This is a genomic window from Brenneria goodwinii, assembly GCF_002291445.1.
In the GTDB taxonomy this organism is placed as follows: Bacteria; Pseudomonadota; Gammaproteobacteria; order Enterobacterales; family Enterobacteriaceae; genus Brenneria; species Brenneria goodwinii.
The window spans coordinates 612,166-636,612 of the sequence record NZ_CP014137.1 but is presented as its reverse complement, the minus strand read 5'-3'; the positions used below and the strand labels follow the sequence as shown (position 1 = coordinate 636,612).

Annotated in this window: 20 protein-coding genes and 1 tRNA gene; 14 read left to right on the top strand and 7 right to left on the bottom strand. The window is 50.0% G+C overall.

Annotation, left to right across the window (positions count from 1 at the left end):
• Positions 1–575 precede the first annotated feature (575 nt).
• Genes dgcN through ACN28R_RS02845 form a run of 3 tightly spaced genes read left to right on the top strand, consistent with a single transcriptional unit; the run spans position 576 to position 3,457 of the window.
• Positions 576–1,577, top strand: a complete 1,002-nt coding sequence (dgcN, locus tag ACN28R_RS02855) for an N-acetyltransferase DgcN (RefSeq protein ID WP_048638037.1) — start codon at positions 576–578, stop codon at positions 1,575–1,577.
• On the top strand, positions 1,574–2,554 hold the full coding sequence (gene dgcA, locus ACN28R_RS02850; RefSeq protein WP_095833528.1) for an N-acetyl-D-Glu racemase DgcA: 981 nt from the start codon (positions 1,574–1,576) through the stop codon (positions 2,552–2,554). The genes dgcN and dgcA overlap by 4 nt, the downstream gene beginning before the upstream one ends.
• 42 nt (positions 2,555–2,596) lie before the next feature.
• Positions 2,597–3,457: a D-amino-acid transaminase gene (locus tag ACN28R_RS02845; RefSeq protein WP_095833527.1), complete on the top strand. Its 861-nt coding sequence runs from the start codon at positions 2,597–2,599 to the stop codon at positions 3,455–3,457.
• Between the two features lie 213 nt (positions 3,458–3,670).
• Here the strand turns inward: ACN28R_RS02845 and ACN28R_RS02840 are convergent, their stop codons facing one another.
• On the bottom strand, positions 3,671–6,115 hold the full coding sequence (locus ACN28R_RS02840) for a DUF3772 domain-containing protein (protein ID WP_095833526.1): 2,445 nt from the start codon (positions 6,113–6,115) through the stop codon (positions 3,671–3,673).
• A 377-nt stretch (positions 6,116–6,492) separates the two neighbouring features.
• Between ACN28R_RS02840 and ACN28R_RS02835 the strand changes: the two genes are divergently transcribed.
• Positions 6,493–6,569 (top strand) — tRNA-Arg (locus tag ACN28R_RS02835).
• A gap of 169 nt (positions 6,570–6,738) precedes the next feature.
• Here ACN28R_RS02835 and ACN28R_RS02830 read toward each other — a convergent pair.
• Positions 6,739–7,416, bottom strand: coding sequence for an O-methyltransferase (locus ACN28R_RS02830; protein ID WP_095833525.1), 678 nt, complete (start codon positions 7,414–7,416; stop codon positions 6,739–6,741).
• A 781-nt stretch (positions 7,417–8,197) separates the two neighbouring features.
• Between ACN28R_RS02830 and ACN28R_RS02825 the strand changes: the two genes are divergently transcribed.
• Positions 8,198–9,790, top strand: a complete 1,593-nt coding sequence (locus ACN28R_RS02825) for a methyl-accepting chemotaxis protein (protein WP_048638013.1) — start codon at positions 8,198–8,200, stop codon at positions 9,788–9,790.
• Between the two features lie 257 nt (positions 9,791–10,047).
• On the opposite strand, the gene ACN28R_RS02820 is transcribed toward ACN28R_RS02825, so the two are convergent.
• Together ACN28R_RS02820 and ACN28R_RS02815 are read right to left on the bottom strand one after the other, a co-directional pair.
• Positions 10,048–10,368 (bottom strand): PTS lactose/cellobiose transporter subunit IIA, encoded by a 321-nt coding sequence (locus tag ACN28R_RS02820; RefSeq protein WP_048638012.1) that lies wholly within the window; start codon positions 10,366–10,368, stop codon positions 10,048–10,050.
• 482 nt (positions 10,369–10,850) lie between these two features.
• Positions 10,851–11,888, bottom strand: coding sequence for a CAP-Gly protein (locus ACN28R_RS02815; RefSeq protein ID WP_095833524.1), 1,038 nt, complete (start codon positions 11,886–11,888; stop codon positions 10,851–10,853).
• 480 nt (positions 11,889–12,368) lie between these two features.
• Between ACN28R_RS02815 and ACN28R_RS02810 the strand changes: the two genes are divergently transcribed.
• The 3 genes from ACN28R_RS02810 (at position 12,369) to ybcJ (ending at position 14,940) form a co-directional block, all read left to right on the top strand.
• Positions 12,369–13,646, top strand: coding sequence for a DUF1835 domain-containing protein (locus ACN28R_RS02810; protein ID WP_095833523.1), 1,278 nt, complete (start codon positions 12,369–12,371; stop codon positions 13,644–13,646).
• A gap of 182 nt (positions 13,647–13,828) precedes the next feature.
• The gene (gene folD / locus ACN28R_RS02805; protein WP_095833522.1) at positions 13,829–14,695 is read left to right on the top strand and encodes a bifunctional methylenetetrahydrofolate dehydrogenase/methenyltetrahydrofolate cyclohydrolase FolD; all 867 of its coding nucleotides are present in this window, start codon (positions 13,829–13,831) and stop codon (positions 14,693–14,695) included.
• Positions 14,696–14,727: 32 nt separating this feature from the next.
• Entirely contained in the window at positions 14,728–14,940 is a 213-nt protein-coding gene (ybcJ, locus tag ACN28R_RS02800) for a ribosome-associated protein YbcJ (protein WP_095833521.1), read from the top strand.
• Positions 14,941–15,066: 126 nt separating this feature from the next.
• On the opposite strand, the gene cysS is transcribed toward ybcJ, so the two are convergent.
• Positions 15,067–16,452, bottom strand: coding sequence for a cysteine--tRNA ligase (cysS, locus tag ACN28R_RS02795; protein ID WP_095833520.1), 1,386 nt, complete (start codon positions 16,450–16,452; stop codon positions 15,067–15,069).
• Positions 16,453–16,682: 230 nt separating this feature from the next.
• Complete coding sequence (locus ACN28R_RS02790; protein WP_048638006.1) at positions 16,683–17,102, bottom strand: DoxX family protein; 420 nt, start codon at positions 17,100–17,102, stop codon at positions 16,683–16,685.
• A gap of 404 nt (positions 17,103–17,506) precedes the next feature.
• Between ACN28R_RS02790 and ppiB the strand changes: the two genes are divergently transcribed.
• The 6 genes from ppiB to ACN28R_RS02760 all read left to right on the top strand — a co-directional run bounded on the left by ppiB (position 17,507) and on the right by ACN28R_RS02760 (position 23,704).
• Positions 17,507–18,001: a peptidylprolyl isomerase B gene (ppiB, locus tag ACN28R_RS02785; RefSeq protein ID WP_048638005.1), complete on the top strand. Its 495-nt coding sequence runs from the start codon at positions 17,507–17,509 to the stop codon at positions 17,999–18,001.
• A gap of 10 nt (positions 18,002–18,011) precedes the next feature.
• Positions 18,012–18,734 (top strand): UDP-2,3-diacylglucosamine diphosphatase, encoded by a 723-nt coding sequence (gene lpxH / locus ACN28R_RS02780; protein ID WP_048638004.1) that lies wholly within the window; start codon positions 18,012–18,014, stop codon positions 18,732–18,734.
• A 225-nt stretch (positions 18,735–18,959) separates the two neighbouring features.
• Positions 18,960–19,469: a 5-(carboxyamino)imidazole ribonucleotide mutase gene (gene purE, locus ACN28R_RS02775; RefSeq protein WP_048638003.1), complete on the top strand. Its 510-nt coding sequence runs from the start codon at positions 18,960–18,962 to the stop codon at positions 19,467–19,469.
• The gene (purK, locus tag ACN28R_RS02770; RefSeq protein ID WP_095833519.1) at positions 19,466–20,536 is read left to right on the top strand and encodes a 5-(carboxyamino)imidazole ribonucleotide synthase; all 1,071 of its coding nucleotides are present in this window, start codon (positions 19,466–19,468) and stop codon (positions 20,534–20,536) included. The genes purE and purK overlap by 4 nt, the downstream gene beginning before the upstream one ends.
• Positions 20,537–20,983: 447 nt before the next feature.
• Positions 20,984–22,267, top strand: coding sequence for an HAAAP family serine/threonine permease (locus ACN28R_RS02765; RefSeq protein WP_048638001.1), 1,284 nt, complete (start codon positions 20,984–20,986; stop codon positions 22,265–22,267).
• Positions 22,268–22,336: 69 nt separating this feature from the next.
• On the top strand, positions 22,337–23,704 hold the full coding sequence (locus ACN28R_RS02760; RefSeq protein WP_048638000.1) for an L-serine ammonia-lyase: 1,368 nt from the start codon (positions 22,337–22,339) through the stop codon (positions 23,702–23,704).
• 201 nt (positions 23,705–23,905) lie between these two features.
• Here the strand turns inward: ACN28R_RS02760 and ACN28R_RS02755 are convergent, their stop codons facing one another.
• A complete protein-coding gene (locus ACN28R_RS02755; protein WP_048637999.1) occupies positions 23,906–24,343 on the bottom strand; it encodes a helix-turn-helix domain-containing protein in 438 nt (145 codons plus the stop codon).
• Positions 24,344–24,447: the final 104 nt, after the last annotated feature.

Genomic DNA, 24,447 nt, shown 5'->3' with positions numbered 1-24,447 from the left:
CAGCCTTGCGATAACGGTATACCGGTCGGCCGACGTCAACCCGTGTTGGCCGCCTGGGAAATGGCGGCAATCTTACGTACGAATTGCCGCTAACAGGCATATTAACTATTCTTCTGGTAAACCGTAAAAGCATTAGCATCATTGATATTGATAATATGAAACCTATTTCTGATTAACAAATAAAAAACAAAAAATAGCAATGCATTATTTTGGGGCACCATAATAAGTCAACTCACCAAATTAGAGCATAACACCAAAAAACATAAAAATATAAAACTTAATAAATTCAATGAAATAAAATATTTTCCGCGTTTAATGCCTTTCGCCATTTATAAAAAACCGCAACATTTGAAAATAAAAGCAAACAACAATATTTAATTTCAATAAATCACCAAATATGTGGATTTAATTTCAATGAAATGCGAAAAACTCAGAGGTTATCACTTAATAAGTGTTGTTATTGACAATTATATTGCTGAAGTTATTATCAATCGGCAGATTATGTTTATGCCAGTGAAGTTTTATCCCAACCACTTTATTAATGACTTACGCTCTAGTACTTATGAGGATGAATAATGGATATCAAAAAACCTTATTTATTATTCCTTGGTGATGCACACGATCAGTTAGCGGCAAAGGTTGCTATCGGAATTAAACAGTGGCACCCGGAATACTGTGTTGGTCAATATCGTATGAGCGGCTGCCATGCCGACTGCGATTTACCGGATATGGACATCAGCGCCGCCCGCGCAGCAGGCGCGCAAACGTTAGTCATTGGCGTCGCCAACCGTGGCGGGATCATTTCAGAACAGTGGATCGCCGTATTGCGCGAAGCGCTGGAAAGCGGCATGGATCTGGCCGCCGGCTTACATAATCGACTGGCTGACGTGCCGGAACTACGCGAACTGGCGGCTAAACTCGGCCGGTCGCTCTTCGACGTCCGCCATCCGTCGCAAACGTTTCCGGTCGCCAACGGACGCAAACGTGCGGGTAAACGCCTACTGCCGGTCGGTACCGATTGTTCCTGCGGTAAAATGTACACCGCTCTGGCGATCGAAAAGGAAATTCTATCACGAGGCGGCAAAGCGACTTTTCGGGCTACCGGCCAAACCGGGATCCTGATTAGCGGCGCTGGCGTAAGTATTGATGCCGTAGTATCCGATTTTATCGCCGGTGCGGTTGAAACCATCGCTCCCGCAAATGATGAAGACCACTGGGATGTCATCGAAGGACAGGGTTCGCTGTTCCACCCGTCTTTTGCCGGCGTGACCACCGGGATTATTCATGGCGCGCAACCAGACGCGCTGGTGCTGTGTCATGAGCCTACCCGTAAAACCATGCGCGGCGTTGACTACCCGATTCCCGATATCGCCGATTGCATGGCTTTGAATTTATCGGTCGCACATTTAACCAATCCTAAAGCGCGTTTTGTCGGCATCTCCGTCAATACGGCGGCACTCAGTGAAAAAGAGGCATTACAACTAATGGCCGATCTTGAGAAAAAATTCGGTCTGCCTGTCGTGGATCCGTTCCGCCAGGGCGTAGGCCGTCTTGTCGACCAATTGGCCAGCCTATGACCGAGATAGAACTATTCCATGAAAGTTGGCCGCTGCAGGGTACGTTTACCATTTCGCGCGGCAGTAAAAGTCAGGCAGACGTGGTGGTGGTTGCGCTTCGTTGCGGTGACGCAACCGGCTATGGAGAGTGTACGCCGTACGCGCGTTACGGGGAATCCATCGAAAGCGTGATGACGCAGATCGCCGCGCTAAGCGACGATATCCGTCATGGTCTGGATCGCGAGCGCCTGCAAACCCGTCTGCCGGCAGGTGCGGCGCGTAACGCTCTCGACTGCGCCTTTTGGGATCTGGAATGCAAACAGCATAATCAGCGGATCTGGCAGCGTCTGAACTTGCCGACGCCACAGGTTTTGGAAACGGCGTATACCTTGTCGCTGGATACGCCGGCACGAATGCAGCAGGCCGCACAGCAAAACGCCAACCGCCCGTTGCTCAAGCTGAAACTGGCGGATAAAGACGATTTGGCCAGGGTGGCGGCGGTGCGTAAAGGCGCGCCATCCGCACGGTTGATCGTCGATGCCAATGAAGGATGGGATGCCGAACTTTACCTGAAACTGGTTCCGGAACTGGCTGCGTTAGGCGTTGCGATGATCGAACAGCCGCTTCCCGCCGGAAAAGATGCCGTATTGGCCGAACTGCCGCACCCGATCCCGATATGCGCCGATGAGTCCTGTCATGACAGCCATTCGCTTGCAGCCATCGCCGGGCGCTATGACATGATCAATATCAAGCTGGACAAAAGCGGCGGTCTGACAGAAGCTCTTCGTCTGCGCGCCAGCGCATTGGCGCAAGGGATGCAGATCATGGTCGGCTGTATGGTGAGTACCTCGCTGTCAATGGCGCCGGCCTTTATCGTGGCGCAAGGGGCGCAGGTTGTCGATCTGGATGGTCCCCTGTTACTACAGCGTGACCGCCCCAACGGGCTGCGTTATGACGGCAGCCAAATACACGCGTCAGAATCGGCGCTGTGGGGCTAAAATGCGTTAAGCTGCATTAAACGACTATTGAGGAGTGTTGTAATGCAACGTCTTGTTTATGTTGATGGGCAATATGTGCAGGAAAGCGAGGCAAGAGTTTCGGTATTTGACCGTGGCTTTCTCTTCGCCGATGCCGTATATGAAGTGACGGCTGTTGTGAATGGCAAACTGGCCGAGTTTGACGGCCATATGACGCGCCTACAGCGCTCCTGCCGTGAATTGTCGCTCACGCTGCCTGTTACTCCGGCCGAACTAAAAAATATCCATCATGCCCTGATCGAAAAAAACGGCCTGAAAGAAGGCGCGATCTATCTGCAGTTAAGCCGCGGTAATGCGGGCGATCGCGATTTCCATTTTCCTTCGGCCGAGGTGAAGCCCACGCTGGTGCTGTTTACCCAGGCCCGTGCCGTCCTGGAAAATCCTAAAGCGGACAGCGGCCTGCATGTCGTAACCTGCCCGGACATTCGCTGGCATCGCCGGGATATTAAAACGGTCGGCCTGCTGGCCGCCTGCCTGGCGAAAGAGTTCGCCCATGCCCAGCATGCCGATGATGCATTTATGGTAGAAAATGGATTTGTTACCGAAGGCAGTTCCTGTAACTGCTATATCGTCCTGCACGATAAAACCGTGGTGACGCGCCCGTTAAGCAACGACATTCTGCACGGTATTACCCGCCAATCGCTGTTGAAACTGGCGGCTAGCGATCATATCAAACTGGAAGAACGTCTCTTCACCCCGGAAGAAGCCTATCATGCCTGCGAAATTTTCATCAGTTCGGCAACGACCTTTGTTTTACCCGTGGTCACGCTTGATGGCAAAACTATTGGCGACGGTAAACCCGGCCCGGTAGCTCGCCGCCTGAGAGAAATTTATATTGAAATGGTGAAACAGCAGGTCAAATAACAATAGACCGCTTTGGTTAAAAAGGCTCCGGCCCCCACACCGGAGCCTTTTTACTTCATATCTCAGCGGCAATCGCCCTATTCCCGAATGCGGCTACATCGTCAAACACAACACTATCGAACGAAAGGCGAATAACATGCAATAACGGCTTTCCGTGCCTTAAATGGCTATCGCTGGATATTTTCCACCGCCTCGCCGCTTCTTATGGGCACATCACGGTTTCTCTTCGACATCAATATTTTCAGGCAGGCCAGCCATTGGATTTTCCAACACCATCCTCTGCGGCACCGCCAATGGAATATTGGATGCTCTTAACCGTCTGATAATATCAAACAGCAGATCGCTTTTCGCTGCGGCAACCAGACGCGGACTGTTGACATAGCCCGTCACGCTCAGCACCATCCCCGTTGGCGTTAACTGACTAAAGGTGACGGAGGGCGCAGGCGAGTCGAGAATCGATTCATGTTCGGTATAGGCGTCCATCAGGATGGTTCTGACTTCTTCAGGATCGATATCCAGCGGAAACGTCAGCGCGAGCGTCGCCACCCCAAGCGCATTCCCCATGGTAATATTGCGCACATTCTGCGAGATAAACTGCGAATTAGGCACAATGACCGTGGAACGGTCGCCCAGCTGAATTTCCGTCGCCCGCACGTTAATTCGCCGGATATCCCCTTCTACGCCGCTGATATTCACCAGATCGCCAACCTTAACCGGGCGTTCGGTCAGCAGAATCAAACCGGAAATAAAGTTTTTTACGATTTCCTGCAAGCCAAAACCGATACCTACCGACAACGCGCTGACAATCCATGCCAGCTTATTCCACTGGATACCGAGCGTAGCCAGCGTCAGCAGAATAATCAGGATATAGCCAATATTGCTGAATAACGTCACCAGCGACGCCCGAATCCCCCGATCCAGCGTCGTTTTGGGAAGAAACTCATCCTCCAGCCAACGTTTTGAAGAACGTAGGGCATATATCCCGATAAGCAGAAAAAGCACCGCGTTCACTAAATGGGCCGGCACTATGCTCACGGTTTCCAGACCCTTGCCGCCCCATAATTCAATCGCCTTTTGTACCAGCTCCAGCGGCGTTGTTGTGCCGAAGGTGCCATTCAGTAAAGCGACTGCGGCCATCAAAATCAAAAAGACCTTTCCGCAGGCGGAGAGCAACGCCGTTGCCTGCGCCAGATGCCGATCGTCGAGGTTGAGGGAGTTTTTGATTCGCCGTCCGCTGGCGTTGTTGGGAGAAAAAACGCTTTCACAAATATCAGTAATAAACGTCGAGAACAGGTAAAGGCACGAAAAAACCATGCCAATCCACACCATTTCATAGGTCAGGAAACGAGCCAGCGAGATATAACCAATCACCAGCGAAACCAAAACAGAGAACGACGTCGCCAACACGGCCAGATGAACCACTCCGGCCAACGTTGAGCGAGCTTCTGGTTGTACCCCCTCGTGCACCATCTGGCGGCGAACCTGATCGCTTTTCAGCGCGATGGTGCCTACGGTCAGCGCCAGGCATAGTGCGGATAAACCGTTCGCCATAATGGTAGCCGATACAGATGTCCCCACGGTGGCCGTTACTTGCTCAATGATGCCAAACAGTAGAATGAGCAGTGCGGCAACCACCGGGAAAGGGTTCATCGCCTTGGCAACCGGGTTGGAGATTGCCGGCAGCCGCCAGGAAGGCCGCTGATTCGAGAGAAATGCACTCCCCAGCCCGGCAATCATCGAACAAAAAATAGACATCTGCGTCAAGGTACCGAAAAACGTTTCCACCCGTTCGACCGATTCACCATGGCGCGTAAATGTGAAATCCAGTAAATTCGCGGCAATACCGATAGTCAGCACAGTAGAGATGACGCTTGCCGTCGCTAGAAAACTTCGTCTTAAACGCCCTTCCGGCAGCAGATGGATCCCGGCCCAGGCCAAGTATTTCTCCATATAACGACGGCCGGCGGTAACCAATACGACCGCAATCAACAGAAAAAAAGCCGAACCATACCGCCATTCAGGCTGCCAGGAAGCCATAAACGCATCGCTTAGCTGAGTCTGGAATGCGCCGAGCTTGCGCAGATCTTCTGCCTGTGGCGCCACAATCGGCGACCAAAAGCGCGTGCCAAAAATACTGCCGGAATTTAATGCCAGCTGCGTTTTCAACGCATTACGCCGCAGCGTAATAATCTGCGCGGAAAGGTTGGCCGCACCGGCACGCAGAGCCTGAATCTGTTCAATCTGCGCATCCATCTTTGCCTTCTGGGCATTCAGACTGTTGCGCTTTCGCGTCACCTCATTCGTTTCACTAATGTTGGAGCCTGGTTCAGGCGCCGGCCCTAAAACATCCAGTTGGGCCTGTAGCTGCGCGCGCAATGGAGCAACCGCCGCAGATAGATCGTCCGCACTGCTGACCAATTGCTGCGTAGTATCATTCAATGCCCCAAATTTACTGTCGCTATCGGCGCTTGACACCTGCTGCTTAATACTGTCCAGCTGCTTTTGCAGACTCACCAGTTCAGCATCAGCATTTATTTTTACCGGCGCTTCGGCCTGTGCTGACTGTGGATCTGAATCCGCTGCGGCCGCATATCCGACAGACAATCCAAGTATCGCCAACAGGAAAATACGCAATAGTGCAGATAGCAAAGTACGCATAAATTGAAAGGTTCCCAAGTTCGACAGACATAACTGATTTCAAAACAACAACGACGCGCCTGACTGGTCAAATTATACCAGTAATGCAGTATATCAATGGCAGGTTCTAACGAACACGCCCGTATAGAACATACAAAGAATTACTGAATAAGTGCAGCAGACAAAGATGAAATATTCATTCTCATCGCCGTGTAACGTGAATGGCGCTCGCAATCGTGAAGAGTATAAAAAACGGACAACAAGTGAGAGGCATCCATCCTGGTTGTACAGGGATTCACCATATGGCGTAAAACAAACGCCAATCCGTTGACTCACCGAGACGTGTGGGTATAATCCAGCCCACTGTTGTTACAACGATCGCCATATCCTTTCACAACGCGCCCTTAGCTCAGTTGGATAGAGCAACGGCCTTCTAAGCCGTAGGTCACAGGTTCGAATCCTGTAGGGCGTACCATATAATTCAATAAGTTAACCTACACTCTCGCATTTCCCCTATACATACAGGGGCTTTAACGGGTGCTGTAATGAAAACTTTCGATTATCACGAAACGACCATCTGTGTACCCGACGAAACCGATATGCTGACTGAATGCCGGATATTAAGCATCATTAAGACCGAATAATCACTCAACGACTGCAATAGCAAAACCATCCCATCCTTTTTCGCCTACAGTCTGAATTGCCGTACACGTTAAACGCGGTTCTTCCGACATCATTTGGAGAAATTTTCTAACGCCGATAACACTTTCATCAGCGCATTTTTCTTCGATAACCGCTCCGCCACGTACAACATTATCGCCAATAATCACCGTTCCGGGGCGAGATAAACCAAGAGACCATTTTAGGTAAAGTGGATTATTAGCCTTATCCGCATCAATGAAAATCAAATCAAAAGGCCCGGTAAGCAATGGTAATATATTTAGCGCAGCGCCGATGTGGATTTCGACTCTATCTTTTAGCCCAGTTTTTTCTATATTTTGTTTGGCGACAGAGGCATGATGTTCATTCGCTTCTATCGTAATAATTTTTCCATCAATAGGAAGAGATCTCGCCATCCAAATCGTGCTATACCCGCCAAGAGTGCCAATTTCCAATATCCGTTTCGCCTTTATCATTTTGATATACAAAGAGAGTAGTTTCCCTTGAGTATCAGATACATCATGTTCAGGAAGCCCATTCTTTTTATTATTTTTTAGCGTATTAATAAATATATCATCTTGTGGTGCGAAGAGATTCGAGAAATAACAATCAACGGCGGACCATTGGTTGTGGTTATCTGATGGGTAATCTGGTTTTCTCATTTTTACACCTTTTATATTTTACATATTTTGAGAAGATATACTGACAGAATATTACGATGTGATGATAACCTAAAAACCTTATTTTTCAATCTCCCATTCTCTTCCTCTTGATTTCTTTTTATTTTTGATCATTAGGTTACCTAACTCGAAAATAAACCGTGTTATTAGAGAAAAGACGTCAGGAAACTGAACTTTTATACTTTACCGGTGAAACCGGTCTTCTTTAGCCAGCGTCACGCCTAGATGCCGAAAAAGGCAAATAGATGAAAAATCATGTTAAATCAATCTGTTAAAAACATAATTTAATAATTAAAACATACAATTAGCATAAACACAGGTCGTTGCGGGTTGTGTGGATGCCGCAGGAAATGGGAGAGAATACGAATCGTTCGGAGTCAATTTGGCGTCACCGCAACCAAAAGTGAAATGCCCTCACCTCTAAGAAAAAAAAATGAGCAATTGTTAACATCAGTTACCCTTCATTCTTTGGCAGTGATTGTTTGGATTTAGCATAAGTTTCCCATTGCCATTTACTGCCCCGAATTACTCCTTCTGCGGTGGATACTATTTTGAAGGAAAAATCAAATGCAAAAAATCTATAGAAATAAAATCAGTTATATATATTTATTCATTAAAATTCAAATAGATATAAATTTATTTTTGATTTTTTAAACGTCGGCATTCATTAATATTATTAACTAAAGTTATTCCTCCGCACGTCGATGAAATGGTTAAGGCTTCCTCATATCCGTTCTATTATCGCATCCAGGCAGGTGTCACCATGTTAAAAGCATTATCTATCCGTACTGGTTTATTGATTTTATTGGCGTTAATGGCTTTTTTATTACTTAGCGTCAGCGCAATGGGTATTATTGCTATTAATAAGAGCTACCAATCGCTTAACGCAGTAAACCTGACTCAAGGAATTCAGTTAGGTAATCTGGCCAGCAGTAATACCAATATGCAACGCATTCGCGTTGCCGCTTCGCTTGCGGTGCGCAACATGGAAGTGAATAAGCCTGACGATGCGGCCGCGGCGGCAGGACGTTCGGCACAATATGCCAATGCGGCGAAAGAGGATCTAGCGCGTTTTTTCGCCGCGGCTAAAGGAACCGGTCAGGGAGAGGCGCTGGCGAATGAAATTGTTCAAGCCTATCAGGAATATGTTGCGCAAGGCATCCAACCCATGCTGGATGCGCTGAATAAACAGGATAGTCAGACATACTATTGGTTAATTGAAAACCGCCTGCCCCCTCTGGGGACAAAATTTGATACCGCCAATAAAACATTTTTCGAGTACGCCCAAAAAGCGGGACTGGAACAGTTGCAAACGGCCAGTAGCGACAGAAAACAGATGCTGCTGATGATTGGGCTATGCTGTCTGCTGACATTCGTTCTGATTTTACTTGCCTGGATGGTATTGCGGAAAATGTTGCTTATGCCGCTCAATACGGCTATTCACCATCTGGAGTTCGTATCTTGCGGCGATTTAACCCAAGAGGTGCCCGCGCCAAGCCGCAATGAACTGGGCCGGCTCAATGCGGCCTTGCAGACAATGCAGCAATCTCTGGCCGAATCAGTTATCCGCGTTCGTGATGCATGCCTGCAAATTGACGTAGGTAGCCGTGAACTTGCATTAGGCAATGACGATCTTTCCCGTCGTACGGAAATTTCCGCCTCATCGCTGGAGCAAACCGCAGCCAGCATGGAACAGTTGACCGCAACCGTTAAACACAACGCAGATAATGCGGAACAGGGGCATGAACTCGCGGAAAACGTCGCGAAGATAGCCAAACAGGGTAATCAGGTAGTGCGGGACGCGATGGATAAAATGAAAGAGATCTCCCAAAGCGCCAATAGCATCGCCGGTATTCTTGGCGTCATTGATGGAATCGCATTTCAAACCAACATACTGGCGTTAAATGCGGCGGTTGAAGCGGCCCGCGCCGGCGAACAGGGTCGCGGGTTCGCCGTAGTCGCCAATGAAGTCAGGACACTGGCGCAGCGCAGCGCCCAAGCGGCAAAAGAGATCCACGGACTGATCGCCGACTCCAACCGGCACGTTAGCGAAGGCACTCAGCTCACGGCCAAAGCCGACGAAACCATGTCCGCGATTGCGGAGCAGATCATCAACATCAACGTGCTGATGAAAGAAATTTCCAATGCGTCTAAAGAGCAGAGCCACGGCATCGATCAGATCAACGTCGCGGTTAATCAGATGGAAGAGGTTGCCCAGCAAAACTCGGCTTTAGTGGAAGAATCCGCGACGGCAACCCGCTCGCTTGAAGAGCAGTCCCAACAGTTAGTTATGGCCATGGCCGCGTTTAAGGTCGATGCTCAGTCAGATTCCCCACTGAGTATTACCCAAGCCTGATCGCGTGCTCTCTGGATGCGGTTGTTCCGTTCGGTCAAAAACGGAACAACCCGCGCCGGATTGAGCGCCCGCAAAAATGCAACGCAGCTGTAATCTGTTATTTGGCGTCTGTTGCGCCCACTAGGTTATCGTTTAATAGGAAATGACAATAAAAACCCGCCATATCAAAAGCTGATTCTTATTTAAATTACGCTATAAATTTTTTACGGCGTAATGTACGCTACATAAATTAATATAAAAATCAGCGTGATAATGCGTTAACTATTATTGATCTTCGCTGCATGCAACTCTTTTCTGAGAGCAATAATCTCTTCCGCCAGTTCACGGCATAGTGTTGCATTCATCAGGTGATCCTGTGCATGTACAATGATGAGATCAAGATTGATTTTTTCTTTATTACCGCCAATAAATTCCGTCTGGATCGCCTGAGCCTTGCGAATAGCGATTATCGCCATCTTCGATAGCTGGTTTACCCGATCCCATTCTCCTTTACTGGAAGCACGCAACGCCTCCATTGAATAGGAACGCGCTTCCCCAGACTGGACGATCAGCTCTATCATTCGCGTTTCTATATCCATTTTATTTACCTCCGGCTTATTTATTTGGTTGTTTCCTGAAGTAAAAATCGCTGTTATTCCTCTTTTATATACCTGCCATTTATTCACAACTTTCCAGAGAATGGAGGAGATAAACGAGAAACATCAAAAATACGATAAAAAACAAGGAATCCGAATAGATGAGAACAAACGGCGCTTACTCAAATAAAGCATCCGTACTCATCGCAACGCGGCGCCTGAATACGGGAAGGATAAAATAGTATAGTGCATTTAATTTGATAGCAGAGGGAACGAATGAGGACAACGATTTTTTCCTATACATAATAAAAAGGCGCCACATGTTTAAATGCAAAACATGGTGGCGCCTATCTATACCCAATAGATTTCGAGTTGCATCAGGCGGCGGCCGAGAAACAAACGCGTCGGAAACGAATTTGACCAGCCAACGCAGATGCAGCTTGAAAAACGAAGGTATAGCTGCGTTTTTTAACTAGCCGTCAATATTACCTGGCGCCCAGATATCTGTTGCAGGTTTTCACCCCCCACAGCCCTGCCAGCGCGCTGATAACCGCGCCAATCAGCAAGGCAAAGAATGACCACAGCGCCGCATGAGCCAATGCTGAAGCGGCAGCAGCAGCTTCCTCGCGCGCCTGCTGTTTCAGCTCGGCATATTGCTGTTTCGCCTGTTCGATATTGGCTTCAATATCATTCAGCCGTTGATTGGCCACCTGGACAGTCTTGTTTTTGGCTTCAATCAGGTTATCGACGGTTTTATTGACTTCTTCCTGCGTCATGCTGGTATTGTCAGACAACGCCTTGGTCAGGCTATCGCGATCGACATCTTTCGACAGCGCTTCGCCGCGTTTTTTCAGCTTGTCAGTCAGAGTCTGAATAATTTCATCGCTGCTTTTTGGGTTGATGGCGATCGCTTTTATCGCTTCGCCAATTTCAGCCTTGGCTCCCTCTAACTGTGTTTGCATATACTCCGGCTGCAACGAGGCAATATTGCTTTTGCGTAACGCGGCAGCCACTTCGTTGCTCATTGCTTCAGGCTGTAACGAGGTGTCCAGGTTAAGGTTATCAAACGCCCTGCCGCCCATATTGGCAATCCCCTGTAAGCCTCCGCCTACAGCAGACCCCGCGCCAGATATGACGTTCCCGGTTAACGACGCCACCGACCCCAACGCATTGCCCGTTGCTTTCATCGCGCCACCCAACAGGGCGCTGCCGAGAATAGCAGCAACGATAAGCGACGTTGCCCAGACCAAAAATCCATGAATTAAGCCATCCATTGCAGCCAGTCGGCCGGCGATAAACGCCCCGGCGGCCAGGCTGATGATAATAGAAATCGCGGACCAAATCAGGACGGTGGTCCCGGCACCGTTAACCGGCTCGTCGGACAATGGATCAACCATCGAAAACCCCAGACTTGTGCCAAGCGTAGACAGTAATAACGAAACCGCTAATACCGTTACGACACCGCCGATAATGCTCCCCCATGATATTTTTTTTGCCAGCTGTAGTTCATTCGTAACGCTCATACCCCAACTCCTTTATATGCCATATTGCTTAAGCAATAAGCATGTTATGGAACAACAAAACATTAAAACAAATGAAGTATAGTCGTTATTTAAAAAGAACAAGAGATGAGTGAAAAAGATAAAATACCTAAACAATAAAATATGAAAATACATATATTTGAATTTCAACAATCAAGTCACATTTCATTATAAGGCGAACATTTACTCACATCTAAAAATAGTAACCATGATTTATAAATCAAGATAATAATGATTAGATGAATTGATTAAATTTTCAAATAACAGTGTCAGGCCAGGGCCGTCTGACGTCATGATAACCATTGAAAACGGCGGTTGGCTTTGCTAACGTGCGGATGGCGTGATCAACGCCGCCTCGTCCGCGGAAAGGGCTGCGCCCATGATCGATGAAACGGTATGCCTTAACGGCCTTCCCTTTTCTGTCTGATTGGCGGGCACAGACCTTGGAAAAGGGGCGCGACGATGACATCATCCCAGCCTGTTGTATACTCCTCGCCATTTCGTATTAACCTTGAACAGCAGCGTAAACGCGCAAAAGCGTTACGTAATGCGATCCGGCAATCTCAGCCTGATGCTATTGCCCGTTTTCAACGCTACCATCCCGGCCTGACGCCGGCGCAGTTGGTCCGGCAATATGGGCAACTGAGCGACGCGCAATGGATCATCGCCCAGGAATTGGGGCTGCCAAGCTGGCCGAAACTGAAAGCGCATATCGCCGCGATGGAACAGGCGAAATCGGCGATTGATACTCAGAGCAATCCGCCGGATCGCGCGTTTTCCACCTTACATATCCGCTGTGGTTCCGATATCCAGCATGCCCTGCAGCAGGCGGGTTTCAAAGGCGACTATCTGGCCTACAGCGATCCGTTTTGCCAGGGACCGGTGCTCGCCAGCGATGACTGGCTGTTAAAACGCGTGGAGTTTCTTGCCACGCACTACGCTTCACGGATGGGGATCAGCCAGCAACAGCTGCTACAGCAGCGCGAGCAGGAAGAACGTACGCTGCTGTCCGCGGTCAATCACTATCAACGCATCGTGCTGTGGTTTGAACATGACAGCTATGATCAGTTGATTCTGGCGCGCTGTCTGGCTCATTTTCATACCCACCCAGCCCCACGGCTTGAGATGGTTACGGTCGATCGTTATCCGGGCAGCAGACGTTTTCTCGGACTCGGGCAATTGCCCGCGGAGGCCCTGCTGCTGCTGTGGCAAGCGCGCCGCCCCGTTACTGCCCGGCAATGCCGCCAGGGTTATCAACTCTGGGAGCAACTGCGTGCAGATAATCCCGCGCCGCTGCTGTCTTTAGCCGACGCAGCCGCAGACGATCTGCCCTTTTTCCCCCAGGCGCTGCGGCGCCATTGTCAGGAATTTCCTTGTGTAAAAAATGGATTAGGCTTGACCGAACAGCTGGTGCTGCGCTGTCTGGCTGAACGGCCCTGCAACTATAAACAGCTCTTTCATCGGCTGATGGAACAGCATGAACCTCTGCCCTGGCTGGGGGATATCATGCTGGATGATATTATCGACGGCCTGCGGCTGGCGCCTAAACCCGCGCTATTTCGGGATACGGCATCAAATACCCTGTCGCTGACCCCGATAGGTCAGGCTCTGCTGGCGAACAGTCTGGACTGGATGCAATGCCGCCCGGCCATTCGCTGGCTTGGCGGCGTACGTATTGATGGCAGCCGCCCCTGCTGGCGCTGGCATCCACAACGGCAACGGTTGGTGCTGACCGCCTAGCTAACGCAGTGGTGGCAAAATATCCCTGACGGATTTAGCGTGCTGGATTACGGCACGCAAGATAACTGGCTGATTTGCCACCACTCTGACGATTATATTGACGCAGAACCTGACAGCACGCCCAGCATCTGACAAAATAGCGCCACTCCCTCCGTATTTAAAATTGATGGATCTCATCTCAGATGGCAGCAAAGATTATTGATGGTAAAACGATTGCGCAGCAGGTCAAAGACGAAGTCGCTGCACGAGTAAAACAACGTTTGGCAGAAGGGAAACGAGCGCCGGGTCTGGCAGTTATCTTAGTTGGTGAGAACCCCGCATCACAGATTTATGTCGCCAGCAAACGCAAAGTCTGCGAAGAAGTTGGTTTCATCTCACGTTCTTATGACTTACCCGCCACCACAACAGAGCCTGAGCTATTGGGCCTCATTGACCAGCTCAATGCGGATAATACGATTGACGGTATTCTGGTTCAGTTTCCCCTGCCTGATAGTATTGATAACACCAAAGTGATTGAACGCATTTCTCCCGATAAAGATGTCGATGGATTCCACCCGTATAACGTCGGGCGCCTTTGCCAGCGAGCGCCGCGTTTACGCGCCTGCACGCCGCGTGGGATCGTCACGCTGCTGGAACGCTATAATATTGATACCTTTGGTCTGAATGCCGTGGTGGTTGGCGCATCCAATATCGTCGGCCGGCCAATGAGTCTGGAGCTGCTGCTGGCCGGCTGTACCACCACCGTGACCCACCGCTTCACTAAAAATCTGCGTCACCACATTGAACACGCCGATTTGCTGGTGGTTGCCGTGGGTAAACCTGGCTTTATTCCCGGCGAATGGATCAAGCCGGGAGCGATTGTGATCGATGTCGGCATTAATCGTCTGGACAGCGGCAAAGTCGTCGGTGACGTTGAGTTCGATGTCGCTCAGGAAAGAGCCTCTTATATCAGCCCGGTACCGGGCGGCGTAGGGCCGATGACGGTGGCAACCCTAATTCAGAATACCTTGCAGGCTTGCGAGGAATATCACGATAGCGCTACGCAATAAGCGGCGCTCAACGCAATAACAGTCAGGAAATTATGGAAATTTTTCATCTCGATAAGCATCCGCACGTTGAACTGTGCGATTTATTGAAACTGCTGGGCTGGAGTGAAAGCGGCGCCGCCGCCAAATTGGCCATTGCCGCAGGCGAAGTCACCGTGGACGGGCAAACAGAAACGCGCAAGCGCTGCAAAATCGTGGCCGGACAGAAAGTACAATTTAACGGCGCGACGGTGGAAGTGAGCGCCTGATCGGCATCACGCCATAAAAATACCGTGGGTTGATTCCATCCACGGTATTTAGACTTTACGCCGGGCAACCAGAACCCGTCACTCACGCCCGCAGTCTTCCCCACAGGCATGGCAACGGCTTGATTATTATTTACGCCGCCAGGTGGTTCCCTGCGGTCCATCCTCCAGGATAATGCCCATCTCATTGAGCCGATCGCGCGCGTCATCCGCCAACGCCCAATCTTTTGCCTGACGGGCATCTTTACGCTGCTTAATCAGCCTTTCGATCTCTTTAACATCATCATCGTCCGCTTGCACGCCGCTTTGCAGGAACAATTCGGGATCCTGCTCCAGCAGACCAAGGACTTTTGCCAGATTACGCAGCGCCGACGCCAGTTGATTAGCCGCGTGCAGATCTTCCGATTTCAGACGATTAACCTCGCGCGCCATGTCGAACAACACGGAATAGGCTTCCGGGGTGTTGAAATCATCGTCCATCGCCTCACGGAAACGGGCTTCGAATTCTTCTCCGCCCTTTGCTTCCACGCTGCCGTCCGTACCGCGCAGCGCGGTATATAAACGTTCCAGCGCCGAACGCGCCTGCTTCAGATTTTCTTCACTGTAGTTGAGCTGGCTGCGATAGTGGCCCGACATCAGGAAATAACGCACGGTTTCCGGATCGTAATACGCCAGGACGTCGCGCACGGTGAAAAAGTTATTGAGCGACTTCGACATTTTTTCCCGGTCAACCATCACCATGCCGGAGTGCATCCAATAGTTCACATACGGGCCGTCATGCGCGCAAGTGGATTGGGCAATTTCATTTTCATGGTGCGGGAACATCAAGTCCGAGCCCCCGCCGTGAATATCAAAATGTTCGCCCAACTGCTTGCAGTTCATCGCAGAACATTCGATATGCCAGCCAGGACGGCCTTCCCCCCACGGAGAGGACCAATGTGGTTCGCCGGGTTTGGACATCTTCCACAAGACAAAATCCATTGGGTTGCGCTTAACTTCCGTAATCTCGACCCGGGCGCCGGCCTGGAGCTGATTCAGATCCTGACGGGACAGCACGCCATAACCCGGCGCGGTATCAACGGAAAACATAACGTCGCCGTTAGACGCGACATAGGCATGGCGGCGTTCAACCAGTATTTCAACCAGTTCGATGATCTCCGCAATATGATGGGTAGCGCGTGGCTCGGCATCCGGGCGCAGAATATTCAGCGCATCAAAATCGGCATGCATTTCCGCGATCATCCGGGTGGTCAGCCGATCGCAGGTTTCACCGTTTTCCGCCGCACGCTTGATAATTTTATCATCAATATCAGTCACATTACGCACGTATTTCAGCGAATATCCCAAATACCGTAAATAGCGCGCCACCACGTCAAATGCCACGAAAGTACGCCCGTGGCCGATATGACACAGGTCATAAACGGTAATGCCGCAAACATACATCCCCACATGACCAGCGTGGATAGGTTTGAATTCCTCTTTTTGGCGACTCAGCGTATTGAAAATCTTTAGCATCAGGGCATTCCATGGTATTCGCAGGATAGGTGAAACATTGTTCGCTGTATGCGTGAGCAACATCGATTTACTTGGGGTTTTGCACCCCTAACGGCGTATTGAAACCTGAACCCTGCGCTATTGCAAGACTGCGGCGGCGGAATAAGCAGATAATCGGTAAGGAATAAGCGTAAAAAGGCCCGGAATTATCCGGGCCTGGAATAAAAGCGCAATATTTTGAAAAAACGCGATTAGCGCAAGCGCGGGTTGGACATCACAGAATATTTACCGCTGCCAAGGAAGGCGATGGCCAGACCGGCAAAGAAAAATACCGCGGCCGGCTCGGCGATCCATGCGCCGGTTTTAGTCAATAAGAATAAATTCGGCGTCGACAGATACGTGGCCGCCACCATGGTTAAAGAGAAGATCAGCGCGGAGGGACGAGTAAAAATCCCCAGAATCATCAGCACCGGCGTGATTATTTCGCCCACAAAGACGCCATATGCGATGAAAGCAGGCAGACCGGAGGAGGTCAGCATTCCTTCTATGGCGCCAATACCGCCATGCAGTTTATGCCAGCCGTGAAACAACATTAAGATGCTAAAAGACAAACGAAGTAACAGCTTGCCGAAATCCGGCTTATCGAATACTCGATTGATACTGTCCAGCATAATTCACCTATCTGTTAGTGACACTTTAGGGTAATAGGAATCACTCTCAGACTAATCCTGCTTGCAACTAAAGGACAAGCATATTGTAAAAAATAGTGATCTGGCTCAACAAAAATGTCATTCAAATAAATCACGTAACATAATGATAGATAATCAGTTTATTTGAATATCTGTCTATTTCGCCCCAATTTCCCTTCTTTTCACGGCACCCTATTTCTTCATCGCGCCAAGAGATTTCAGCCAGCGATCCGGCAATATCGGAGAATGTAGAGAAGCGAATGGAAAGATACGGGGCATACTGACTCAGCAAGCCAGTTATGTTATAAGTGCGCTCTTGATTGTTCACCGCATTCTGTGAGCATCGTTCCTCATTACTGTATTACGCCTATGTAGGGTTCATTATTATGATCACGTTTCATACAAACCACGGTGATATCGTCATCAACACCTTCGCGGACAAAGCACCGGCTACCGTAGAAAACTTTCTGGATTACTGCCGTAGCGGCTTCTACGACAACACGATTTTTCACCGTGTTATCAATGGTTTTATGATCCAAGGCGGCGGTTTTGCACCGGGTATGCAGCAGAAAGCCACTAAAGCTGCGATTAAAAATGAAGCCAACAATGGCTTGAAAAACACCCGCGGCACGCTGGCAATGGCTCGCACTAACGATCCGCATTCCGCCACCGCACAGTTTTTCATCAACGTTGTTGATAACGATTTCCTGAACTTCCGTTCAGAACGCGCTGACGGCTGGGGCTACTGCGTATTCGCCGAAGTCGTCGAAGGCATGGATATCGTTGATAAAATCAAAGGCGTGGCGACGGGCCGTAGCGGTATGCATCAGGATGTGCCGAAAGAAGACGTCGTGATCAACTCCGTTACCGTTAGCGAATAATTGCGGTCGCATGGCGACGCTCTTTATTGCCGACCTGCATTTAAGTCTTCATGAACCGGCGATTACCGCCGGTTTTCTGCGTTTTTTACGCCATGAAGCCGTGCATGCGGATGCCCTTTATATTCTGGGCGATCTGTTCGATGCCTGGATTGGTGACGACGACCTCCAGCCGCTGCATACGACCATCGCCAATGCCCTGTTGACGTTACATCGACAAGGCGTTCCCTGCTATTTCATACACGGCAACCGCGACTTTCTGCTCGGCAAGCGTTTCGCCAAACAAAGCGGCCTCACGCTGCTTCCCGAAGAGAAGGTACTCGATCTGTACGGCCGACGAATACTGATTTTACATGGCGACACCTTATGCACCGACGACCATGCCTATCAGAAATTTCGCCGCCGGGTGCACAATCCGCTGATACAGCGTCTTTTTCTGCTGTTGCCGTTATCTATCCGGCTCAGGATCGCCGCCGGCATGCGTTCAGCCAGTCAGCAGGCGAACCAGCATAAATCAATGCAGATTATGGATGTCAATCCTGAACAGGTTATCAATCGCTTACGGCACTATCAGGTTGACACAATGATCCACGGCCATACCCATCGCCCGGCAATTCATCAGATCGTCGCCGATGACTTCAGCGCGCGACGCGCGGTGCTGGGAGCCTGGCATCATGAAGGATCGATGATCAAAGTGACCGATCGGGATATCGAACTGATTTCATTTCCATTCTAGCCATTTCCTCACGCTATTTTAGCGCATGATTCGTTTTTCCAATCGACGCAACCGTTTTCCTCGCCATAAGGTCGTGATATGCTCTACGCCCTCAAAGTCAGAGCCCTGTTGGTAGCCCAACGTTATTCGTCCGATTTTTAACGTCGAGGCGGACACCAACGCAGCGCCTGGCCGACGCGACACCATCGACGTCACCATCATGTAAATCACAGGAGTTTTACAGGCATGTCATCCAACGCCGCCCCGGCAAAAATCGCCATCGTCATGGGTTCAAAGAGTGACTGGGCCACCATGCAGTTTGCTGCCGAAATCCTCACGACGCTGAATATTCCCTTTCATGTCGAGATCGTCTCTGCCCACCGGACGCCCGATAAACTATTCAGTTTCGCAGAGCAGGCCGCGCAGAACGGTTTTGACGTGATTATTGCGGGCGCCGGCGGCGCGGCGCATTTACCCGGAATGCTGGCGGCCAAAACGCTGGTGCCGGTATTGGGCGTGCCGGTACAAAGCGCCGCGTTAAGCGGCGTTGACAGCCTGTATTCGATTGTGCAAATGCCGCGCGGCGTTCCGGTCGGCACCCTGGCCATCGGTAAAGCCGGCGCCGCCAACGCCGCACTGCTGGCGGCGCAGATTCTGGCATTACATGATGATGCGCTTGCCGCTCGTTTAGCCGAGTGGCGGCAAAGCCAGACCGATGAGGTATTATCCCATCCTGATCCGCGGGAGGACGCATGAAACCGGTTTGCGTTTTAGGCGACGGCCAGTTGGGAAGAATGTTACGTCAGGCTGGCGAACCCTTGGGTATCGCGGTTTATCCCGTTGGATTGAATGCGGAACCGGAATCGGTTCCTTTCCAGAACAGCGTGATTACCGCGGAAATCGAACGCTGGCCGGAAACCGCGCTTACGCGAGAACTGGCTCGGCATACCGCCTTCGTTAATCGCGATATTTTCCCGCGTCTGGCTGACCGCTTCACGCAGAAACAGCTGCTGGACGCCCTGAATCTGGCTACGGCGCCCTGGCAATTACTCGCCAAAGCCGACGAATGGCCGCAGATTTTCGCCCGGCTCGGCGAGCTTGCCATCGTTAAGCGCCGTGTCGGCGGCTATGACGGCCGGGGGCAATGGCGCCTGCGCGACGGCGAGCAGCATACGCTTCCCGCTGAGTGCTACGGCGAATGCATCGTCGAGCAAGGCATCAATTTTTCCGGCGAGGTATCGCTGGTCGGCGCGCGTAATGTCCACGGCGACTGCGTGTTCTATCCTCTGACGCATAACCTGCATCAGGACGGGATCCTGCGCGCCAGCGTTGCGCTGCCCCATCCGGCGCCGCAGTTGCAGCAGCAGGCGGAACAGATGCTGTCGGCCATTATGAATGAGCTGGGCTACATTGGCGTCATGGCGATGGAGTGTTTCGTTGTCGGCGATCGTCTGTTGATCAACGAACTCGCGCCACGCGTGCACAACAGCGGTCACTGGACGCAGAACGGCGCCTCCATCAGCCAGTTTGAACTGCACCTGCGGGCCATCCTGGATCTGCCGATGCCCGCCCCAGCGGTCGATACCACGTCGGTGATGGTCAACCTGATCGGAACGGAGGTCAACATCGACTGGCTGTCGCTGCCGCTGGTGCACCTGCACTGGTATGAAAAAGAGGTGCGTCCCGGACGCAAGGTCGGACATCTGAATTTACAGGCGCAGGATAGCGCTCAGCTACGGCAAACGTTGCAGTCGCTGGCGGCCATGCTGACGGATGAATACCACCCCGGTCTGATCTGGGCGCAGAAGAAGTTATCAGCCTAACCGATCGGACATTATCTCGGTCAGGCATACGATGGCGTATGCTTGACCAACACCGGTTCCGCCGTATAAAAAAAGTGACTTTCAGCGTGACATCTCTAAATTTGAGTTTACTATTTATTTCAGCTTATTTTCTGCCCATTAATATTTTGGCTATTTTTCATCCTTTCAACTCTAATTAACGCATCATGAAAGAGCCATTAAAAATAATAAATTTAAAGTATCATTCTTGATATTTTAATTTTTCTAAATGTTTATTAAAATAATGCTAATTAATTCATTTGTGTGATCTCCTCAATATTATTTCCCAACCGCCACGATATAGAATGCGGCCACAAAACAGTATGCCCCATCGACATATTTTACATGTCCTGTTCATTTTTTATCCTGTAACGGCAACTTGCCGGTACTGTATTTTTTATACACTGTGTTCACTAAGGAGAAACTAGCATGAGCACAATCCAAGATAGCAGCCAGGTATTAGAACGAACCTCCGGCTGGCGTAAAAGCGATACGGTCTGGATGTTGGGCCTTTATGGCACGGCCATTGGCGCTGGTGTATTATTTTTACCGATAAATGCGGGTATTGGCGGCCTTATACCATTAATTATTATGGCCATTATTGCTTTTCCGATGACTTATTATTCTCACCGTGCATTATGTCGTTTTGTATTATCAGGTAAAAAAGGTGGCGAAGATATCACCGAAGTTGTTGAGGAACATTTCGGCGTTGGCGCGGGTAAACTAATCACTTTGCTATATTTTTTCGCAATTTATCCCATTTTGTTAGTTTACAGCGTGGCAATTACCAATACGGTGGATAGCTTTATTACTCACCAAATGCATTTACCTTCGCCGCCAAGAGCTCTGTTGTCATTAATATTAATTTTGGGATTAATGTTTGTTGTTCGCTTCGGCGAAGTGATGATTGTTAAAGCAATGAGCATTCTGGTTTATCCTTTTGTCGCGGTGTTAATGATTCTGGCTCTGTATTTAGTCCCCCACTGGAATACGTCCGTTTTTGAAAATGTCTCTTTATCCAACAACGTAACCGGCAATGGGTTGCTGGCGACATTATGGCTGGCGATCCCGGTGATGGTTTTCTCCTTCAACCATTCGCCGATTATCTCCTCGTTTGCCGTCGCCAAGCGTAAAGAGTACGGCGAAGCGGCAGAGAAGAAATGCTCCCGCATTCTGTCTTACAGCCATATCATGATGGTGATTACCGTGATGTTTTTCGTGTTCAGCTGCGTGCTGAGCCTGTCCCCCACGGAGCTGATGGAAGCGAAAGTACAGAACATCTCCATTCTCTCGTATCTGGCCAACCATTTTAACAACCCGATGATGGGCTATCTGGCGCCGGTTATCGCCACCATCGCCATTTCAAAATCGTTCCTGGGCCACTATCTGGGCGCCAGCGAAGGTTTCAACGGCATGATTGTGAAATCACTGCGCGGCCGGGGTAAAACCATTTCCAGCAGCAAACTGAACCGGCTTACCGCGCTGTTCATGCTGATCACCACCTGGATTGTGGCGACGCTGAACCCCAGTATTCTGGGCATGATTGAAACACTGGGCGGCCCTGTTATCGCCTGCCTGCTGTTCCTGATGCCGATGTACGCCATTCAGAAAGTCCCGGCGATGAAAAAATACAGCGGCCACATCAGCAACATATTCGTTACCGTCATGGGGCTGATCGCTATCTCCGCTATCGTTTACAGCCTGTTAGGTTAATCCAGACAATCTCATTAGCCATCGATATCAACGCCAGTACTGTACTGGCGTTTTTTAAAGGAAGTCGCTATGGTCAGCGTATTTGAAATTTTCAAAATTGGTATCGGCCCTTCCAGTTCACATACCGTTGGCCCGATGAAAGCTGGCAAAATGTTCACGGATGACCTGGTCAGTAAAGCGCTTATTTCATCGGTCACACGGATCGCCGTTGATGTTTATGGTTCGCTGTCGTTGACGGGTAAAGGTCATCACACGGATATCGCCATCATTATGGGATTGGCCGGCAACCTGCCGGATAGCGTGGATATCGACGCTATCCCCGCGTTTATTCAGCAAGTAAAAGATACCCACAAACTGCCAATCTTCAATGGTCAGTACGAGGTCAGTTTCCCGTTAGAAACCGCCCTGTGTTTCCAACCGGAAAACCTGCCGTTACATGAAAACGGCATGACCCTGCGCGCCTACCATCACCAGGAGTTGGTTTACAGTAAAACCTATTATTCCATCGGCGGCGGATTTGTCGTCGATCAGGAGAATTTCGGTAAAACCAACGTGGAGGCCGAACGCGCGCCCTACCCGTTCTTCTCGGCGCAAAAGTTACTGCGTCACTGCCATGATAATTGTCTCTCGGTATCGGCGATTGTCATGAAAAACGAAATAGCGATGCATGGACGGGAAGCGATAGAACGCTATTTCGCCGATGTTTGGCAGACCATGCAGAATGGCATTCATCGCGGCATGAACACCGAAGGCGTATTGCCCGGCCCGATGCGCGTGCCGCGCCGCGCGTCCGCCCTGCACCGTTTGTTATTCATCAACGATCGGTTTTCTAACGATCCCATGGATGCGATGGACTGGATCAATATGTTCGCGATGGCGGTCGCGGAGGAAAACGCCGCGGGCGGTCGCGTCGTCACCGCGCCAACCAACGGCGCCTGCGGCATTATTCCTGCCGTATTGGCTTACTACGACCATTTCATTCAGCCCGTTACGCCCGAATCTTACCTGCGCTACTTTTTAGCATCCGGCGCCATCGGCCTGCTGTATAAAATGAACGCCTCCATTTCCGGCGCCGAAGTCGGCTGTCAGGGGGAAGTCGGCGTGGCGTGCTCAATGGCCGCGGCGGGCCTGGCTGAGTTACTGGGCGCCAATCCGGAACAGGTCTGTATCGCCGCTGAAATCGGGATGGAGCACAATCTGGGGCTGACATGCGATCCGGTCGCCGGTCAGGTTCAGGTTCCCTGCATCGAACGTAACGCCATCGCGTCGGTAAAAGCGATTAACGCGGCCCGTATGGCGATGCGCCGCACTAGCGAACCGCGCGTTTCATTAGATAAGGTCATTGAAACGATGTATGAAACCGGTAAGGATATGAACGCCAAATATCGTGAAACGTCGCGGGGGGGATTGGCCATCAAAGTCGTGTTATGTGAATAATAAACTCATGACTATTTAAAAAACTTTTCATAATTATTTAAATGAATCAGGATAACGACGTTTATATCTGATATTCCCTTATCGCTTTATCAAACGCCGGTTAATGCATTGATCAAATCATTAGCCGGTTTCTTGCAAAGAAAGAATCAAACAGATAAATAAATATTCATAATCGAACTAATGGCGCGTTGATAAAAATAACTATTTCTTTCCATTATCCGGCAGAGACCAAACAATATTATTCTCAGCGGCAGAAATATACCAGTCAACCGTACTGGCCGGTTTTTCTTTTATCTTTTCATGTTTACTGGTTGTTTTTGCAGGAGAAGCAACCGCTTTCTTACGGATCCGCAGCGGCGTATGTTTCTTCTCGCCGCTCACCTGGGCATTAAAGGATTCAACCTCGGCATCAAATAAAATACCTTCCAGTTGATGCAGCCGATTAAGTCCGCGCAAAATGCACAATAAACTGCTAAGCGTTATCGACTCGCCCATTTCCGCGCGTTTAATCGTCGCAATTCCCAAACCGGCCCGTTCCGCGAGATCAACCTGAGATAAACGTTGTTGGATGCGAGCATCTTTTATTCGCCGGCAAAGTTCGGTAATAATTTCGCCTTCGCTCATGGTGTTAAATCTCATGTTTCCTGCCATTCACCTGCCTGATTAATTGCTGCACATTTTACCATCACTTTTTCAAATGGCACGGACAATTACCGCACAGTTTTCATTATCTTGATCGAACA

Bases quoted from the DNA above. Each gene is read 5' to 3' on its own strand.
- purE (WP_048638003.1), top strand. From the start codon at position 18,960: ATGTCATCCAACGCCGCCCCGGCAAAAATCGCCATCGTCATGGGTTCA.
- cysS (WP_095833520.1), bottom strand. From the start codon at position 16,452: ATGCTAAAGATTTTCAATACGCTGAGTCGCCAAAAAGAGGAATTCAAA.
- ACN28R_RS02815 (WP_095833524.1), bottom strand. From the start codon at position 11,888: ATGAGCGTTACGAATGAACTACAGCTGGCAAAAAAAATATCATGGGGG.
- dgcA (WP_095833528.1), top strand. From the start codon at position 1,574: ATGACCGAGATAGAACTATTCCATGAAAGTTGGCCGCTGCAGGGTACG.
- ybcJ (WP_095833521.1), top strand. From the start codon at position 14,728: ATGGAAATTTTTCATCTCGATAAGCATCCGCACGTTGAACTGTGCGAT.
- ACN28R_RS02760 (WP_048638000.1), top strand. From the start codon at position 22,337: ATGGTCAGCGTATTTGAAATTTTCAAAATTGGTATCGGCCCTTCCAGT.
- folD (WP_095833522.1), top strand. From the start codon at position 13,829: ATGGCAGCAAAGATTATTGATGGTAAAACGATTGCGCAGCAGGTCAAA.
- ACN28R_RS02820 (WP_048638012.1), bottom strand. From the start codon at position 10,368: ATGGATATAGAAACGCGAATGATAGAGCTGATCGTCCAGTCTGGGGAA.
- lpxH (WP_048638004.1), top strand. From the start codon at position 18,012: ATGGCGACGCTCTTTATTGCCGACCTGCATTTAAGTCTTCATGAACCG.
- dgcN (WP_048638037.1), top strand. From the start codon at position 576: ATGGATATCAAAAAACCTTATTTATTATTCCTTGGTGATGCACACGAT.
- ACN28R_RS02755 (WP_048637999.1), bottom strand. From the start codon at position 24,343: ATGAGATTTAACACCATGAGCGAAGGCGAAATTATTACCGAACTTTGC.
- ppiB (WP_048638005.1), top strand. From the start codon at position 17,507: ATGATCACGTTTCATACAAACCACGGTGATATCGTCATCAACACCTTC.
- purK (WP_095833519.1), top strand. From the start codon at position 19,466: ATGAAACCGGTTTGCGTTTTAGGCGACGGCCAGTTGGGAAGAATGTTA.
- ACN28R_RS02825 (WP_048638013.1), top strand. From the start codon at position 8,198: ATGTTAAAAGCATTATCTATCCGTACTGGTTTATTGATTTTATTGGCG.
- ACN28R_RS02845 (WP_095833527.1), top strand. From the start codon at position 2,597: ATGCAACGTCTTGTTTATGTTGATGGGCAATATGTGCAGGAAAGCGAG.
- ACN28R_RS02830 (WP_095833525.1), bottom strand. From the start codon at position 7,416: ATGAGAAAACCAGATTACCCATCAGATAACCACAACCAATGGTCCGCC.
- ACN28R_RS02810 (WP_095833523.1), top strand. From the start codon at position 12,369: ATGACATCATCCCAGCCTGTTGTATACTCCTCGCCATTTCGTATTAAC.
- ACN28R_RS02790 (WP_048638006.1), bottom strand. From the start codon at position 17,102: ATGCTGGACAGTATCAATCGAGTATTCGATAAGCCGGATTTCGGCAAG.
- ACN28R_RS02765 (WP_048638001.1), top strand. From the start codon at position 20,984: ATGAGCACAATCCAAGATAGCAGCCAGGTATTAGAACGAACCTCCGGC.
- ACN28R_RS02840 (WP_095833526.1), bottom strand. From the start codon at position 6,115: ATGCGTACTTTGCTATCTGCACTATTGCGTATTTTCCTGTTGGCGATA.